The following is a 15,921-nucleotide window of genomic DNA, read 5'->3' as shown; positions in this document are numbered from 1 at the left end:
GTCCCGGGGCCTATGCCCCGGCTGCCGCGTCGCCCACCCGTTGCTCCTGCTCAGGCAGGTCCGCGATCGGCAGGTCCTCGACGGCCAGGTCCTCGACGGGCAGGTCCTCGACGGGCAGATCCTCGATCGGCAGGAACCCCGGGACCCAGGACTCCAGTTCGTCCCGCAGCCGCACCGTCGCACCCAGCTGACACAGCACTCCGATCGTGCTCAGCGTCACCCGGTGTATGAGCAGATAGGCGGGCGGCAGGTTCAGCTGCTTGCCCAGCTGATGGGCGGGGGAGCGGAGATCCGCTATCCGAGCCGCTTGATTGCGCATCCAGCTCCGGGTGAAGGTGAACTCCTCCACCTGTGCCGGCTCGATGATCGGCAGCAGATAGTCGAGTACCGCATTCGGGTCGAGGTCGATCGACTCCTTGACGAAGCCTTCCGCGCGCAGCAGTTCATACACCGCTTCGGCGTCACCCGCCAGCGTGAGCCGCAACGAGTCCCCGATGGGCTGCGGCAGACCGCCCGGCAGCCGGTCCACCGTGCCGAAGTCCAGCACCCCGAGCCGCCACTGTCCGGCCTCGCCGTCCTCCGTTCCCACAGGCAGCAGCCGGAAGTTGCCCGGATGTGGGTCCGCGTGGAGCAGGCCCGTGCGCGCCGGACCCGAGAACAGGAATCGGGCCAGCAGCTGGCCCGCCCGGTCCCGCTGCTCCTGCGTGCCGTCGGTGATCACCTCGGAGAGCGGCACACCGTCGATCCACTCCGTCACCAGCACCTGGTCCGACTGGTGCACCACATCCGGGATCACCACATCGGGATCGTCCGCGAACTCCTCGGCGTGCTCCTGCTGGGACCGCGCCTCCAGTTCGTAGTCCAGCTCCTCCGACACGCGGTCACGCAGCTCCGCGATGAGCGGTTTGATGTCCATCCCGGGGATCAGCGGGCCGAGCATCCGGGCGAAGCGGCTGAGTTGAGTGAGATCCGAGAGCAGGGCCTCCCCGGCGCCCGGATACTGCACCTTCACCGCGACCTCGCGCCCGTCGTGCCAGACCGCCCGGTGCACCTGCCCGATCGAGGCGGCGGCCGACGGCTTGTCCTCGAATTCGAGGAACAGCTCCCGCCAGTCCTCACCGAGCCGCTCTGCCAGCACCCCGTGGACGGTGCGGGTCGGCATGGGGGGCGCGGCTTCCTGCAGTTTGGTGAGCGCCGCCCGGTACGGCCCGGCAACCTCCTCGGGCAGTGCCGACTCGAAGACGGACAGGGCCTGACCGAGTTTCATGGCACCCCCCTTCAGCTCCCCCAATGTCTTGAACAGCTGGTCCGCCGTGCGCTGCTGGAGCTCGCGGGCCACTATCTCCGCGGACCTGCCGCCGATCCGCTTGCCCAGACCCCACGTGGCCCGGCCGGCGAAGCCGAGTGGCAGTGCGGCCAACTTGGCGGTACGGGTGACCGCTTTCCGGGGTAGATCAGACATACGCCCCTCCAAATCCCAGACTGCCGTGCCGCGTGCGGCGGTTACCCGGCCATTGTGTCCTGCGTCGTGCCGAGCCCAGAGGTGCGCTCCCCCTCAGTGTGCCCACCCGCCCCGCAGGAACAGTCGAGGTGCGCCCCGACCTGCTCCGACCTCCAGTCCAACAGCGGCAGAGCGGCCTCCCACCTGGCCCCCGTGCTGGCGGGCAGTTCGCCGTCCAGAAAAGCCAGCGCATGGGCTGCGGCGAGACCGGCCACCGCTGTCGCGAGCCCCAGGTCGCACGCCTGCACGGCATTGCGTCGCCCGGACCGCCACTGCGTCAGCATCCTTGGCCACTGCGGATCCCGGTCCGTGCGGGTCAGCGCCAGGCATCCCGCGCAGGCCGTACCCCCGGGCAGGACCAGAGGGCCGACCACACCGGTGGCCTCGATCACCCCGGCGTAGAGATGAGGAATGCCCGACGTGATCCACGGTTCGGCGGCGCGGGGGTCGGGGGCGTAGACCGCGAGACCGTCCCGAGGGGCGACCACGACCAACGACAGTCCGGGCCCGCCACTCGCAGCTGGGCTGCCCGCCGACGTGCCACCCGCCGCGGCGTCCGCCGTCCCCGTCGTCCGCGGAGTGGAGCCGGTGGCCGAGCGGCGGACCAACTGCCGGGCGGCGGTGTCCCTGCGCTCTCCGACCGCCGCTGCCGGGAGCCCGCCCGGTGAGATGTCGGAGGGCTCGGTGACCCCGCCGTCCAGGACCTCGACCTGTCCCACTCCGGAGCCGGACAGAACGGCGGCGATCGCCGCACCGACCCGGCCGGCGCCTCTCACCTGGACCCGCATCGCACGGCGGGCCACCAGCCTGCGCATCCCGCCGCCCGGTTCGGGGTGGATGACCGAGAGCGACGCGAGGTCGGGGCGCTGCCGCTCCAGGACGTCGGCCCGGTTCCGTAACGCTGCGGCTTCCGGGCCGCCGGCCCGTACGTCGTCGATCAGCCCCGCGTTCGCCAAGCGTCTCACCAGTGTGTCCACTTGATGGTCCGAGAGATCCAGCGCCCGTGCCTCTTCGCGCAGCAGCGGCAGGCCGCGCGTTCCGTCGAGCAGTTCCAGGAAACTTCCGGTGGCGATATCCACCGGGCCGAGCTTCACCGCGTGAGCGCGTGTCACTCCGAATTGCACGGTGTTCCTGCCGCGCCAGGCGCGGCGCAGTGCGGGCTTCAACATCGGATGCATGGTCTCCCCGGTCTCTGTCCGTCGTGCTGTCCAGCGTCGGTGCGGTCCGTGTGCGATCTCTGTGTGATCTCTCTGCGGTCGCTCTGCGGTCTCTGTATGCGGGGCGTGGCCGGAGCTTCGCGAGATCCGTTGCCAGAATGCAGGCAGGTGTCGAAACGTGCAGAAAGTTATCCACAGGCAGGGGCATTAGTCGTTCAAATGGTGCATGCCGTGGAGTGGATCAAGCGTCAACCGCCCTGGGGGCGGGACTTCCCCCACTGACAGCGGGTAACGTCGGGGCGTGCCCGCCGACCCGTCACCCGGCTTCGCCGGCGAGACCCCCGCGCGCAGCGCCGGATATCATCAGCGCAGCGCGGCCAGCCATCCGCCCCGCGTCTCGGCGACGAGCGCGGTCGAGGTCCGCAGGAGCAGCCGCCGCAGCAGAACGGTCTCCGCGTACCGGGAGGGCGACCGCACCATTGTGCTGATCCCCGCCCGGATGTCGGAGGCGGAGGAGCAGCGCTGGGTGAGCGTGATGCTCGACAAACTCGCCGCCCAGGAGAGCAAGCGCATCCTCGGTGACAGCGAACTCGCCGAGCGTGCCGCGCGGTTGTCCGACCTGTATTTCGACGGCCGGGCCAGACCCGCGTCGGTGCGGTGGGTGACCAATCAGAACACCCGATGGGGGTCCTGCACACCGGCGGAGGGCAGCATCCGTCTGTCGCACCGGTTGCAGGGTATGCCGGAGTACGTCGTCGACTACGTGCTCGTCCATGAGCTCGCGCATCTGCTGGTCCCCGGTCATGGTCCGCGGTTCTGGCGGCTGCTGGAGGCGTACCCGCGGACCGAGCGGGCTCGCGGCTACCTCGAAGGAGTGGTGGCGGCCGACCGGCTGCCGCATCTGCCGGCCGCCCGAAGCGAGTGACATTCGGTGATTCTGTACCGGGTGTGTACCGACTCAGCTCAATGTCGGAGTTTGCGGCTAGCCTGGCGCGACGCATTCACATTCGGGATGGGGGACGGTCGTTACGCATGGCAAGGGAATTCCAACGCGGCCACAAGGCCAAGATCAGCGATCTCACGCCGGGGACGGACCTGTACGTAGGTGTGCAGATCTCCGGACCGGGACTGACCTTTGACATCAGCTGCTTCGGCCTCGATGCCAATGAGCAGCTCTCCGACGACCGGTATTTCATCTTCTTCAATCAGCCGAAGTCGCCCGAGGAGTCCATTCAGCTCCTTGGCACCCAGGCCGGTGACACCGAGTCGTTCCGCGTCACTCTGGACCGCATTCCGGCGAACATCCACAAGCTGTCGTTCACCGCGACCATCGACGGTGCGGGGCAGATGTCGCAGGTCGGTCCGGGGTACATCCGGATCGTCGCGGGTGGCGAGGAAGTCGTCAGGTACGCCTTCACCGGCTCCGAGTTCACCACCGAGCGTGCGGTGATGCTGGGCGACTTCTATCTGAAGGACGTCTGGCGGTTCGCAGCCGTCGGCCAGGGGTTCGACGGCGGCCTCGACGCGCTGCTGAAGAACTTCGGAGGCGAGGTCGCCGAGGAGGCGCCCGCCGCGCCGCAGCAGCAGGCGGCCGCTCCGTCGTTCGCCCCGCCGCCGCAGGCGACCGCCCCGGCCCCGTCCTTCGGCGCTCCGGCTGCCCCGCAGACCTCCCAAGTCCCGCAGCCCGCCCCGTCCTTCGGAGCCCCGGCCGCGCAGGCCCCGGCCCCCACCCCGCAGCAGCAGATGCATGCCGCGCCGACGATCGCGGCGCCGATGGCGCCGATGGGTGGCACCGTGCCGCCGCCCGCGCCCGCCCCGGCTCCGTACGGACAGCCGGGCCAGCCGCCCCAGCAGCCGCAGTTCGGGCAGGTCCCGGGCCAGCCCGTGCCCGCCGCCCCCTACGGGCAGCAGGCTCCGTACGGGCAGCAGCCCCCCGGCATGCCCCAGGGCGTACCGCAAGGGGTGCCGCAGGCGGCCGGCGCAGGCTTGCAGGCCGCGCTCCAGCCGTACAAGGAGACGGCCACCGGCCAGCGTTGGACTCCGCAGAATCAGCAGCTCATGCGGGTCGACCTCACCATGGGCGGCACACCGGTGCTCGCCCGCCAGGGCTCCATGGTGATGTACCAGGGCAAGGTCGACTTCAGCTACAAGGGCGCCGGTTTCGCCGGCCGCATCGTCGGCAACGCCACCGGCCAGGAGATGCAGCTGATGCGCTGTACCGGCCGGGGGCAGGTCTTCCTCGCCGAGGACGGCTCCCATCTGCACGCCATCGAGCTCCAGGGCGACGGCATCTGCGTCTCGGCGGAGAGCGTTCTCGCCTTCGACGAGTCGCTGCAGCACGAGGTCCGCAGGATCGAGGGCCACGGCATTCCCGGTGGCGCCCTGTTCACCATGCAGTTCCAGGGCACCGGGACGGTCATCGTCAAGACCCACGGGGTTCCCGTCGTCCTGCCGGTCACGCCGACCACGTTCGCCGACTGCAACGCCATCGTGGCCTGGTCGTCGGCGTCCCAGGTGATCATCTCCAGCCAGGTCCGACTGCGCCGCAACGCATACCCCGGGCACAGCGGAGAGACCGTGAACCTCCAGTTCCGGGGAGCCCCCGGCAACTTCATCGTCGTCCAGCCCTACGAGGTCTGAGGGAGCCCGTCATGAACCAGCAACTCGCGGGCTTCGCCCCGACCCCCGTCACGGCCCGGATGGAGAACCACGGCCGCACGATGCTCAAGGTCGCCATGGCCACCGGCCAGGACCTCTATGCGCGTACCGGCTCGATGGTGTCGTACGAGGGCTTCATCCAGTACGAACCGAATCCGCCCGCCGTCCGTCAGATCGCCTCCCAGTGGATCACCGGCGAGGGCGCGCCCCTGATGAAGTGCGCCGGTGACGGGCTGCTCTACCTCGCCGACTACGGCGCCGATGTGGTCGTCATCAATCTCAACAACGACTCGCTCTCGGTCAACGGCACCAACGTCCTGGCCTTCGACGGCCACCTCACCTGGGGCGTCGAGCGGGTCAAGGGGCTGGCCAAGTTCGCCGGCCAGGGCCTGTGGAACGTCTGCATCGCCGGCACCGGCTGGGTCGCCATCACCTCACGCGGCACGCCGATCGTCGTGGACTGCGGGCGCGGGGACGACGAGACCTACGTCGACCCGGACGCCCTCGTGGCGTGGTCCCCGAACCTCAAGGTGAAGGGCAAGCGCAGCTTCAAGGCCTCTTCGCTCATCGGGCGCGGAAGCGGCGAGGCGTACCAGATGGCGTTCTCCGGCCAGGGCATCGTCGTCGTCCAGCCGAGCGAGGACAGTACGGACCGCCTGCGGATCCGGAACTGAGGGGGAGGGAGAACACACCATGCAGAGTCCGCTTTTCAGCTACACGGAACAGCAGTCCCAGGAGCGGTACACCGTGCAGAACCCGCAGCTCCTGCGGGTCTCGCTGACCGGTCGCGACGACGTCCTCGCCCGCAAGGGCGCCATGGTCGCCTACCAGGGGCTGATGGAGTTCGACGGCGAGTACCAGTCGCACGGGCAGCGCCGCGCCCGCGCAACCACCGGTGAGGGCCTCGACCTGATGCGCTGCTCCGGGCAGGGCACCGTCTACCTCGCCAACCTGGCGCAGTACGTCCACGTCGTGGACGTCGACCACGACGGCATGACGGTGGACAGCGCCTACGTCCTGGCGCTCGACTCGTCGCTGCACACCGAGGTCATCGCCGTGGACAGCCAGTACGGCATCTCGGGCACCGGCAAGTACCAGCTCAACATCTCCGGCACCGGCAAGGTCGCCCTGATGACCTCGGGCCAGCCGCTGATGATGCAGGTCACGCCCGACAAGTACGTCAACGTCGACGCCGATGCGATCGTCGCCTGGTCCAGCTCGCTGCGGGTGCAGATGCAGGCCCAGACGCACTCCTCCGGGGTCTGGCGGCGGCGCGGCAACACCGGCGAGGGCTGGGAGCTGAGCTTCCTCGGACAGGGCTTCGCCCTGGTCCAGCCCAGCGAGGTGCTGCCCCCGCAGAGCGCCCAGATCGGCCAGGGGCTGCGCGCCCAGTACGGCATGGGCCAGCAGGGAGCGCACGGCCAGAACCAGAACAACGCCTGGAACTGAGCCGCACCGCATGGACACGGGTAAGGGGCGGCCTCGAAGGAGGCCGCCCCTTACCCGTTGCGGTCCGTTACGGCTGCCGGCCGTCCTCCAGGGCCGCGCGTGTGCGCGCGACCAGGCGTACGACCGAGGCGTCGGCCACCTCGGCCACCTCGTCGTACGGGAACCAGTGCAGATCCAGCGACTCGTCGCTGATCTGCGCCGTGGCGCCCGACGGAGCCAGTGCCGCGTACTGCACATCCAGATGCCAGTGACAGGGTGCCGGGATCGGATGCCGGTCCAGCGCCACCGGGCCGCCCGACAGCAGGGTCAGACCGCTGATGCCGGACTCCTCGGTGGCTTCACGCAGCGCCGCGGCAGCCAGCGTGTCGTCCTCGGGCTCGCAGTGCCCGCCCATCTGCAGCCACATCTGCAGCTTCCGGTGCAGCGTCAGCAGAACCCGGCCGCGCTCCGGATCGACGACCAGCGCGCTGGCCGTCAGATGCCCGGCCCCGCAGGCCTTCCACATGCCGTCCGGGTGCCGCGACAGATGGTCCAGATAGACCTGGCGCAGCTGCTCCTGGTCCGGGTCGGCCGATGACTCGTACCTCTTCAGTACGAGGATTGCGTCGTCGTGCAGGCTCACTGGTCGGTGTCGTCCTTGCCGTCGCTGCCGCCCTTGCCGTCCGCGTCGCCCCGGTCACCGGTGTCGCCCTGGTCGTCCGCGGGCTTCTGGGTACCCTTCGCGGCCTCGCCGAGCATCTTGTCCAGCTCCGAGAAGTCCAGCTGTTCGTGGTGCACGAACCCGTCCGGGTCGTCCAGGTCACCGGCGGTCGGCAGCATGTCCGGGTGTGCCCAGAGTGCGTCGCGACCGTCGAGACCGCGGGCGTCCGTGAGCGACGCCCACAGCCGCGAGGCGTCCCGCAGTCGCCGGGGCCGCAGCTGGAGGCCGATCAGCGTGGCGAAGGTCTGCTCGGCCGGACCACCGGAGGCGCGCCGCCTGCGCATCGTCTCGCGCAGTGCGTCGGCCGACGTCAGCCGGGCCTTCGCGGCCTCGTGCACCACCGCGTCGACCCAGCCCTCGACCAGCGCGAGCGCCGTCTCCAGCCGAGCCAGCGCGGCCTTCTGCTCCGGCGTGTCCTCCGGCTGGAACATGCCCTGCTGAAGGGCGTCCTGCAGCTGCTCGGGCTGCGACGGGTCGAACTGGCCGACCACGTCCTCCAGCTTGCTGGTGTCGACCTTGATGCCGCGCGCGTACCCCTCGACCGCGCCGAACAGGTGCGAGCGCAGCCACGGCACATGGGCGAAGAGCCGCTGGTGGGCGGCCTCACGCAGGGCGAGATACAGCCGCACCTCGTCCTGCGGCACGCTCAGGTCCTTGCCGAATCTCTCGACGTTCAGCGGGAGCAGCGCGGCCTTTCCGGCCGGTCCCAGCGGCAGCCCGATATCGGTCGAGCCGACGACCTCGCCCGCCAGCACGCCCACGGCCTGCCCGATCTGCTGGCCGAACATCGCGCCGCCCATCGACCGCATCATGCCGATCAGCGGGCCCGCCATCGCCTGCATCTCCTCGGGCAGCACATCGCCCATGGCGAGGCCGACGCGCTCAGCCACCGGGTCGACCAGCTTCTGCCAGGCGGGGAGGGACGCCTCGACCCACTCCGCACGGCTCCACGCCACGGTCGAGACGGAACCGGACGGCAGCGACGTCACGCCGTCCAGCCAGAGATCGGCCAGCCGCAGCGCCTCGTCGACCGCGGCCCGCTCCGAAGGGCCGACGCTCGCGTCCTTCGTGCCGTCCGGGGTGCCCTGCGCGACCGTCTGGCGGGCGATCTGCTTGGCCATGTCCCAGTTCACGGGACCGCCCTCGTAGCTCAGCATCTGGCCGAGCTGCTGGAAGGCGGCTCCCAGGTCGTTCGGGTTCATCGTGCCGAACATCGCTGCGAACGGGTTGTCCCCGCCCGCGCCCGGCCCGAAGCCGAACGGGTTCGCAGGCCCGCCTGAACCCTGCCCACCTCCGGCGGGGTCCTTCTTCTTGCCCTCGTCGCCGTCTTCCGGCTCCTCCGGCGGAAGGCCGAATCCGAATGGGGTGTCACTCACGGGTTTCCTCGGCTCGTAGGGCCGCCGGCTCGAACCGACGGCGACTGCCCGACATCACCATCCAGCGTAGACACCAAGCCCGCTCGGGGCCTCAGTGCTCCGCCGACCCCCGGCCTGCGGCAGGATGGACGCCACCTGGTACGTACGCGTCATTCGGGTACGTACTGAAGACAACCGCTGGAGACGCCCGGTGAGTTCCCCAGATCCTCAGGTTCGCGCAGCGCGAAACCTGGCCGACCTTTCGCCCGAGAGCAAACCCTCGAAGAGCCGCTCCAAGAGCCGCGGCCCCGTCGTCGCGGTCACCGGTGCCGCGACCGGCGTCGGTGAGCTGCTCACCGCGCGCCTCGCGGCTTCCGAGGAGATCAAGCAGGTCATCGCCATCGACGAGCGCCGTGGCGAGGTCTCCGAGGCGATCTGGCACATCCTCGACGTACGGGATCCCGCCATCGCCGAGAAGCTGCGCGGCGCAGACGTCGTCGTCCATCTGGCGCTCGATCTCGACCTGGAGACCGACCCCGCCGCCCGTACCGCGTACAACGTCCGCGGCACCCAGACCGTGCTGACGGCCGCCGCGGCTGTCGGGGTCCACCGGGTCGTGCTCTGCACGTCGGCGATGGTCTACGGGGCGCTTCCCGACAACGACATCCCGCTCGCCGAGGACGCCGAACTGCGTGCCACGGCGGAGGCCACCGGCGTCGGCGACCTCCTGGAGATCGAACGGCTCGGGCGGCGCGCACCCCGCGCCCATCCCGGCCTCAATGTGACCGTGGTCCGCCCCACTGTCCTGGTCGGCGGTACGGACACGGCGCTGACCCGCTACTTCGAGTCGCCGCGCCTCCTGGTCGTCGCCGGATCACGCCCCACCTGGCAGTTCTGCCATGTCGACGACCTGGTCACGGCCCTGGAGTACGCCGCGCTGGAGAAGATCGACGGAGAGTTCGCGGTCGGCTGCGACGGCTGGCTGGAACAGGAGGAGGTCGAGGAGCTCAGTGGCGTCCGCCGGATGGAACTGCCCTCTGCGGTCGCCCTCGGCGCCGCCGCCCGGCTGCACCGGATCGGCCTCACCCCGTCCCCGGCGGGAGATCTCGCGTACACGATGCACCCCTGGGTGGTCAGCGTGAGCCGTCTGCACGATGTCGGCTGGCGTCCCGGGTGGACCAACGAGGAAGTACTCGCCGCCCTCCTCGAAGAGGTCGAGGGCCGCCACACCGTCGCCGGGCGCAGGCTCGGCCGCAAGGACGCCACCGCCGCCGGCGCCGCCGGTGCGACCGTGGCGCTGCTCGGCACCGCCGCCCTGGTCCGCCGCGCCCGCAAGGCCCGCCGCCGCATCTGAGACGTGTCCGGCCGCGGTGTGTCCGGGCGGGACCGGGCCGGGCGCCCCGGTCGCTGTAGGAGGCTCCAAGGCGGCCGGCGGCCCGCCGGTGGAAAGCGCTATTCCGCGAAGTCGGTGCCGTGCGGCACCATGGGCGCCATGGCACCCACTCATGACCACCCCGGTGAGCAGGCGGCGCAGGACCCGATCCGGCTGCTGGAGATCCGGGACACCCCGCTGTCCGTCGACGAGATCTTCCGCGCCGCCGGGGACGACGCCGCGGGGGGCACGGCGCTCTTCGTCGGCACGGTGCGCAATCACGACGGCGGCCAGGACGTCGGCGCGCTCGGCTACTCCTGCCATCCGTCGGCGCAGGACGAGATGCGCCGGGTGGCCGAGAAGGTCGTCGCCGAGTTCCCGGTCCGGGCACTGGCCGCTGTCCATCGTGTGGGTGAACTGGAGGTCGGGGACCTGGCCGTGGTCGTCGCCGTCTCCTGCCCGCACCGTGCGGAGGCATTCGCGGCGTGTCGCAAGCTCATCGACGACCTCAAGCATGAGGTTCCGATCTGGAAGCACCAGCGGTTCTCCGACGGTACGGAGGAGTGGGTGGGCGCCTGCTGAGCGCAAACCGGACCGGCGACATCCGCCCCGATTTGCGTAACCGCACCCCTGCCGTGAGCGTTGAATCTGCAGAAGGCTAATCTGCTGATCGGTCCGTTGCGGTCGCACATGGCGTGGGGAGGTAGTGATGGCAGCACTCGCCTGGTTGCTGATTCCGCTTTTCGCTGCTGTCGGTGCTGCGATATGGGGAAGCTGGGCCGCCCGTAATCGCACGGCCGGTGATGTCACCGAACTCGCCGGATATGCCCGGTTCCGTGAAGCGATGGAGAGATCCGACTCCGGTTCCGACGCTGCCTGAGGCAGCACCGAAACGTACGCAGTCGCCAATCCGCATCCCGGCGCCGACTGTCCCGCCACTCGGCACAGCACGACGCCCGGCCGTACGGACCGGCCCCGGCGGTGCACTGAGAGACCCTTCCCGTACTGTCGTTCCATGCCACGCCGCACCGCGACGATGCTCGCCTCCACGCTGATTCTCATCGCGCTGCTCTGCGCAGGCGTGCTGATCCCAGTGCCGTATTCGGAGATGTCTCCCGGGCCGACCGTGAACACGCTCGGCAAGGTCGACGGCGAGCCGGTCCTGCAGATCTCCGGGCATCCGACGTACAAGACGTCCGGCAATCTCAACATGACGACGGTCAGGGTCACCGGCGCCGACTACAACATGAACCTCGTCGAGGCCGTCTACGGCTGGCTGGCCCACGACAGCGTGGTCGTTCCGCACGACACGCTGTACCCGGGCGGCAAGACCGAGGAGCAGTCGACGCAGGAGAACGCCGAGGAGTTCAGCCAGTCCCAGGAGAGCGCCAAGGTCGCCGCCCTGACCGAACTGGGCATCCCGGTGACGTCGCGCGTCGTGGTCTCCACGGTGATCAAGGACAGCCCCGCGCAGGGCAAGCTGCACGCCGGTGATGTGATCAAGGCGGTCGACGGTACGGCGGTCAAGCAGCCCGAGGACGTCGCGAAACTGGTCACCAAGAACAAGCCGGGGGAGAACGTCACCTTCACGGTGATCCCGGCCAAGACGGCGGCAGCGGCCGAGAAGGCCGGGAAGCAGCCCGAGGGCACCGAGAAGATCACCATCACGACGAAGAAGGCCCCCAAGGAGAACCGGGCGATCGTCGGAATCCAGGCCGGGACGGACCACACGTTCCCGTTCGAGATCGACATCAAGCTCGCCGATGTCGGCGGTCCGAGCGCGGGCCTGATGTTCTCCCTCGGCATCGTCGACAAGCTCACGCCCGGTCAGCTGACCGGCGGCAAGTTCATCGCGGGCACCGGCACCATCGACGACCAGGGCAAGGTCGGTCCGATCGGCGGCATCAACATGAAGCTGGTCGGCGCGCGCGACGCGGGCGCCAGGTACTTCCTGACGCCGGGCGACAACTGCAAGGCCGCCGCCTCCGACACCCCCAGCGGGCTCACCCTGGTCAAGGTGAAGACGATCGACGACGCGAAGAAGTCGCTGGAGAAGATCCGCGCGGGCGACACGGCCGGCCTGCCGAGCTGCTCGGCAGGCTGACCGCGCCGCCCCTGGCGGGGGAGCGGGCGGTACCGCCCGCTCCGGTCAGGACTCGAACGTGGCGGCGAGCGCCTCGGCCAGCCCCGGCACCAGGCCGGCGCCGGTCAGCACCTCGGTCGGGGAGTCCTTCTCCCGGAGCCGTACGGCCGACTCCCGCGCACCGTTGCGCAGGACGGCCACGGTCATCCGCACCTCCTGCCGGTCGGGGTGCTTGGCGACCCACTTGGTCAGCTGGGCGTCACTGAGCCCCTCCGGTACGGAGGACTCGGCGGACGGCGGCAGCATCAGGCGCTCCACCGTCATGGCGCAGCCGACGACCGCGTCGGGCCAGGCGATCGTGGCGAGGAACTCGTCCAGCGCCTTTCCGGGGGGAAGCTCCTCCTGCTCGATGGGGGTGAGTGCGGCGGTCGTCGAATCGGAGCTGTCGAGACCGAGCTGGGCGGCGAGGCCGGGCTCCTGGACCCGCAGCTTGGCGGTGTCGACGAGCGCGAAGAGCCGGGCCGGCTGGTCCCAGCCGAGGCCGGAGGCGTACTCGTCGATTTCGAGCACGGCGACAGTGAGGGGGCTCGCGGCCATCGGGGGGCCTGAGGGGGAAACGTTGGACATGCTCAACATCCTCCCCCCTTCCGCCCCGGGAACGGGAACTAGGTAAAGCCTCAGTAAGTTGCATAGGTGGGCTCTACCATCGCTGGGCCTGCTTCACACGACCGCGAACTTCGAGGGGCGCACGTTGGCTTTCCAGATGCCGGACCGCGGCGGGGGCCCGACCGGGCCACGGATCAGAGTCGGCCGCCCGTCCCGGCGCGCCCGTACCCTGCTCATGACACTGGGCGTCCTGGCGATTCTCGCCATGGTGTTTGTCATGTTCGCCGGGTTCTGGACGGACTGGCTCTGGTACCGGTCGGTCGCGTATTCGTCCGTCTTCACCACCACCCTGTGGACCAAGATCGGGCTGTTCCTCGTCTTCGGACTGCTGATGGCGATCGCCGTCGGCGTGAACGTCTGGCTCGCGCACCGGCTCCGGCCGCCGCTGAGCGCGATGTCGCTGGAGCAACAGAGCCTGGACCGCTACCGGATGAGTCTCGCCCCGTACAAGAGGTGGGTGCTGCTCGCGATCACCGCGCTCGTCGGGCTGATCGCCGGAGCGTCCGCCTCGGGCCAGTGGCGTACGTGGCTGATGTACGTGAACGGCGTGTCGTTCGGGCAGAAGGACCCCCAGTTCCACCTGGACGTGTCCTTCTACGCCTTCGACCTGCCGTGGTACCGCTTCCTGCTGGGCTTCGGCTTCGCGGCCACGGTGCTCTCGCTGATCGCCGCCGCCCTGACCCACTACCTGTACGGCGGGCTCCGCATCACCAGCCCCGGCGCGCGGGCGACCGGCGCGGCCACCGGCCACCTGTCGGTGCTGCTCGGCGTCTTCGTCTCGCTGAAGGCCGTGGCGTACTGGCTCGACCGGTACGGCCTCGCCGTGAAGTCCAGTGACTTCAAGGCGACGGACAACTGGACCGGCCTGCGCTACGTCGATGCCAACGCCTACCTGCCGGCGAAGACGATCCTGTTCTGCATCGCCGCGATCTGCGCCGTGCTGTTCTTCGCGACGCTGTGGCGCCGCACCTGGCAGCTCCCGATGATCGGGTTCGGCCTGATGGTGCTCTCCGCGATCCTGATCGGCGGGCTGTACCCGGCGATCGTGCAGAAGTTCCAGGTCCAGCCGAACGAGCAGGCCAAGGAAGCCCCGTTCATCCGGAAGAACATCGAGGCGACGCGTGACGCGTACGACATCGATGACGCACAGGTGGACGACTACACGGGCAAGAGCACAACGACCGACGACGCGAAGCTCCGTGCGGGTGCTGACGAGGCGGCGAGCTACCGGGTGATGGACCCCAACGTCGTCTCCCCGGCCTTCCAGCAGCTCCAGCAGAAGAGGAACTACTACCAGTTCCCCAAGACTCTGGACGTCGACCGCTACAAGGATGCCGCCGGCAAGGACCAGGACACGGTCATCGGTCTGCGCGAGCTCAACTTGGAGGGCATCCCCAAGCGCAACTGGATCAACGACCACTTCACGTACACCCACGGCTACGGCGCCATCGCCGCCCGGGGCACCACGACGGGCAAGAACCCGAAGGGCTCCCCGGACTTCACCGAGTCCGGTCTGCCGACCACCGGCAAGCTCGGCTCGTACGAGCAGCAGATCTACTACGGCGAGAAGACCGAGCAGTACTCCATCGTCGGCGGGCCCCAGAAGGAGCTCGACTACGAGGAGGACGGCGAGAAGACCACCAGCTACAACGGCAACAGCGGGGTCAGTCTCGGCAGCGCCTTCAACCGCGCCGCGTACGCGGTGTCGTTCAGCGAGCCGCAGATCCTCTACTCGGGGGCCATCGGCAACGGCTCGCGGATTCTCTACAACCGCACACCCAAGGAGCGCGTCGAGGCGGTCGCCCCGTGGCTGACCATCGACGGCGACGCCTATCCGGCCGTGGTGAACCACCGCATCCAGTGGGTCGTCGACGCCTACACCACCACCAACGGGTACCCGTACGCCTCGCGTACGACGCTCGGTGACACCACGGCCGACTCGCTCACCACCAACCAGCGTGCGGTCGTCGCCCAGCAGAACCAGGTCAACTACATCCGCAACTCGGTGAAGGCCACCGTCGACGCGTACGACGGCAAGGTCAAGCTGTACGAGTGGGACACCAAGGACCCGGTCCTCAAGACCTGGCGCAAGGCGTTCCCGGGGACGGTGGAGCCGCGGGCCGACATCCCCGAGGACCTGATGGACCACCTGCGGTACCCGCAGGACCTGTTCAAGGTGCAGCGCGAGCTGCTCACCCGCTACCACGTCACCAACCCCGCACAGTTCTACAGCGGCAGTGACGCGTGGCAGGTCCCGGACGACCCGACCAACAAGGAGTCCGGCGCCGTCCCGCCGTACTACCTGAGCATAAAGATGCCGGACCAGACGGCCCAGAAGTTCTCGCTGACCACCACCTTCACTCCGAAGGGGCGGCCCGACCTCGGGGCGTTCATGGCGGTGGACGCGGATGCGGCCAGCAAGGACTACGGCACGATAAGGCTGTTGAGAGTCACCACGACGGTGAAGGGACCCGGCCAGGTACAGAGCGAGCTCAACGGCAACGACGATGTCGCCGAGTTCGTGAGAAACCTCAAGGGCACCGACTCCGACATCGAGTACGGCAACCTGCTGACCGTGCCGCTCGACGGCGGCTTCCTGTACGTCGAGCCGGTGTACACGCGCGGTGGCACGCAGAACTATCCGCTGCTGCGCAAGGTCGCCGCCTCGTACGGTTCGAAGATCGTCTTCGAGAACAGCCTCGGGGAGGCGCTCAACGCAGTCTTCGGAGTGGAGGACACCGGCACCAGCCAGCCGCCGGCGGAGACCACCCGGCCACCGGGCACGAAGCCGGCCACCGGCGACGCCGCACTGAAGCAGGCGATCGCGGATGCGCAGAAGGCCTACACCGAAGGCGAGGCAGCCCTGAAGAAGCAGGACTGGACCGCCTACGGCAAGGCCCAGGCGGATCTGGAGGACGCGCTGCGGCGTGCGGCTGCGGCCCAGCCCAAGACGGAGAAGGGCAGCTGAGCGGCGGCCGGT

General features: G+C 69.3%; 14 protein-coding genes. 9 read left to right on the top strand and 5 right to left on the bottom strand.

Annotation, left to right across the window (positions count from 1 at the left end; genetic code table 11):
• Window positions 1-10: 10 nt before the first annotated feature.
• Together ACWCP8_RS00605 and ACWCP8_RS00600 are read right to left on the bottom strand one after the other, a co-directional pair.
• Entirely contained in the window at window positions 11-1,462 is a 1,452-nt protein-coding gene (locus tag ACWCP8_RS00605; protein ID WP_451113828.1) for an ABC1 kinase family protein, read from the bottom strand.
• A 41-nt stretch (window positions 1,463-1,503) separates the two neighbouring features.
• Window positions 1,504-2,679 carry a ThiF family adenylyltransferase gene (locus ACWCP8_RS00600; RefSeq protein ID WP_451113827.1) on the bottom strand — a complete coding sequence of 392 codons (1,176 nt, stop codon included), beginning with the start codon at window positions 2,677-2,679 and terminating at the stop codon, window positions 1,504-1,506.
• A gap of 280 nt (window positions 2,680-2,959) precedes the next feature.
• On the opposite strand from ACWCP8_RS00600, the gene ACWCP8_RS00595 reads away from it, so the two are divergent.
• From ACWCP8_RS00595 to ACWCP8_RS00580, 4 genes are all read left to right on the top strand, one after another.
• Window positions 2,960-3,583 (top strand): M48 metallopeptidase family protein, encoded by a 624-nt coding sequence (locus tag ACWCP8_RS00595; RefSeq protein ID WP_451113826.1) that lies wholly within the window; start codon window positions 2,960-2,962, stop codon window positions 3,581-3,583.
• A 107-nt stretch (window positions 3,584-3,690) separates the two neighbouring features.
• The gene (locus tag ACWCP8_RS00590; protein ID WP_451113825.1) at window positions 3,691-5,298 is read left to right on the top strand and encodes a TerD family protein; all 1,608 of its coding nucleotides are present in this window, start codon (window positions 3,691-3,693) and stop codon (window positions 5,296-5,298) included.
• Window positions 5,299-5,309: 11 nt separating this feature from the next.
• On the top strand, window positions 5,310-5,990 hold the full coding sequence (locus tag ACWCP8_RS00585; RefSeq protein WP_267002097.1) for an AIM24 family protein: 681 nt from the start codon (window positions 5,310-5,312) through the stop codon (window positions 5,988-5,990).
• Window positions 5,991-6,009: 19 nt separating this feature from the next.
• Window positions 6,010-6,765, top strand: coding sequence for an AIM24 family protein (locus ACWCP8_RS00580; RefSeq protein WP_267002095.1), 756 nt, complete (start codon window positions 6,010-6,012; stop codon window positions 6,763-6,765).
• A gap of 67 nt (window positions 6,766-6,832) precedes the next feature.
• Here ACWCP8_RS00580 and ACWCP8_RS00575 read toward each other — a convergent pair whose 3' ends face one another.
• Entirely contained in the window at window positions 6,833-7,387 is a 555-nt protein-coding gene (locus ACWCP8_RS00575) for an NUDIX hydrolase (protein WP_352266370.1), read from the bottom strand.
• Window positions 7,384-8,841 carry a zinc-dependent metalloprotease gene (locus tag ACWCP8_RS00570; protein ID WP_352266371.1) on the bottom strand — a complete coding sequence of 486 codons (1,458 nt, stop codon included), beginning with the start codon at window positions 8,839-8,841 and terminating at the stop codon, window positions 7,384-7,386. Before ACWCP8_RS00570 ends, ACWCP8_RS00575 begins: the two co-directional genes overlap by 4 nt.
• Before the next feature lie 190 nt (window positions 8,842-9,031).
• Here ACWCP8_RS00570 and ACWCP8_RS00565 point away from each other — a divergent pair, with 190 nt between their 5' ends.
• The 4 genes from ACWCP8_RS00565 to ACWCP8_RS00550 all read left to right on the top strand — a co-directional run bounded on the left by ACWCP8_RS00565 (window position 9,032) and on the right by ACWCP8_RS00550 (window position 12,296).
• A complete protein-coding gene (locus tag ACWCP8_RS00565; RefSeq protein ID WP_352266372.1) occupies window positions 9,032-10,174 on the top strand; it encodes an SDR family oxidoreductase in 1,143 nt (380 codons plus the stop codon).
• A gap of 138 nt (window positions 10,175-10,312) precedes the next feature.
• Window positions 10,313-10,774 carry a molybdenum cofactor biosynthesis protein MoaE gene (locus tag ACWCP8_RS00560; protein WP_030969712.1) on the top strand — a complete coding sequence of 154 codons (462 nt, stop codon included), beginning with the start codon at window positions 10,313-10,315 and terminating at the stop codon, window positions 10,772-10,774.
• Window positions 10,775-10,901: 127 nt separating this feature from the next.
• A complete protein-coding gene (locus ACWCP8_RS00555) occupies window positions 10,902-11,072 on the top strand; it encodes a hypothetical protein (protein WP_352266373.1) in 171 nt (56 codons plus the stop codon).
• 135 nt (window positions 11,073-11,207) lie between these two features.
• Window positions 11,208-12,296, top strand: coding sequence for a YlbL family protein (locus tag ACWCP8_RS00550; protein ID WP_451113824.1), 1,089 nt, complete (start codon window positions 11,208-11,210; stop codon window positions 12,294-12,296).
• 45 nt (window positions 12,297-12,341) lie between these two features.
• Here ACWCP8_RS00550 and ACWCP8_RS00545 read toward each other — a convergent pair whose 3' ends face one another.
• Entirely contained in the window at window positions 12,342-12,911 is a 570-nt protein-coding gene (locus ACWCP8_RS00545; protein ID WP_355995106.1) for a PPA1309 family protein, read from the bottom strand.
• A gap of 127 nt (window positions 12,912-13,038) precedes the next feature.
• Between ACWCP8_RS00545 and ACWCP8_RS00540 the strand changes: the two genes are divergently transcribed.
• Window positions 13,039-15,909 carry a UPF0182 family membrane protein gene (locus ACWCP8_RS00540; RefSeq protein WP_451114118.1) on the top strand — a complete coding sequence of 957 codons (2,871 nt, stop codon included), beginning with the start codon at window positions 13,039-13,041 and terminating at the stop codon, window positions 15,907-15,909.
• Window positions 15,910-15,921 lie beyond the last annotated feature (12 nt).

The sequence above is a fragment of the Streptomyces sp. NPDC002206 genome (assembly GCF_053593595.1).
Note: the sequence above shows the minus strand (reverse complement) of the source record. Positions and strands in the feature narration are given on the sequence as shown.

What these genes read in the sequence shown, in the direction of transcription:
- ACWCP8_RS00605 (WP_451113828.1), bottom strand. Translation starts at nt 1,462, where the DNA reads ATGTCTGATCTACCCCGGAAAGCGGTCACCCGTACCGCCAAGTTGGCC.
- ACWCP8_RS00600 (WP_451113827.1), bottom strand. Translation starts at nt 2,679, where the DNA reads ATGCATCCGATGTTGAAGCCCGCACTGCGCCGCGCCTGGCGCGGCAGG.
- ACWCP8_RS00590 (WP_451113825.1), top strand. Translation starts at nt 3,691, where the DNA reads ATGGCAAGGGAATTCCAACGCGGCCACAAGGCCAAGATCAGCGATCTC.
- ACWCP8_RS00585 (WP_267002097.1), top strand. Translation starts at nt 5,310, where the DNA reads ATGAACCAGCAACTCGCGGGCTTCGCCCCGACCCCCGTCACGGCCCGG.
- ACWCP8_RS00580 (WP_267002095.1), top strand. Translation starts at nt 6,010, where the DNA reads ATGCAGAGTCCGCTTTTCAGCTACACGGAACAGCAGTCCCAGGAGCGG.
- ACWCP8_RS00560 (WP_030969712.1), top strand. Translation starts at nt 10,313, where the DNA reads ATGGCACCCACTCATGACCACCCCGGTGAGCAGGCGGCGCAGGACCCG.
- ACWCP8_RS00555 (WP_352266373.1), top strand. Translation starts at nt 10,902, where the DNA reads ATGGCAGCACTCGCCTGGTTGCTGATTCCGCTTTTCGCTGCTGTCGGT.
- ACWCP8_RS00550 (WP_451113824.1), top strand. Translation starts at nt 11,208, where the DNA reads ATGCCACGCCGCACCGCGACGATGCTCGCCTCCACGCTGATTCTCATC.
- ACWCP8_RS00545 (WP_355995106.1), bottom strand. Translation starts at nt 12,911, where the DNA reads ATGTTGAGCATGTCCAACGTTTCCCCCTCAGGCCCCCCGATGGCCGCG.
- ACWCP8_RS00540 (WP_451114118.1), top strand. Translation starts at nt 13,039, where the DNA reads ATGCCGGACCGCGGCGGGGGCCCGACCGGGCCACGGATCAGAGTCGGC.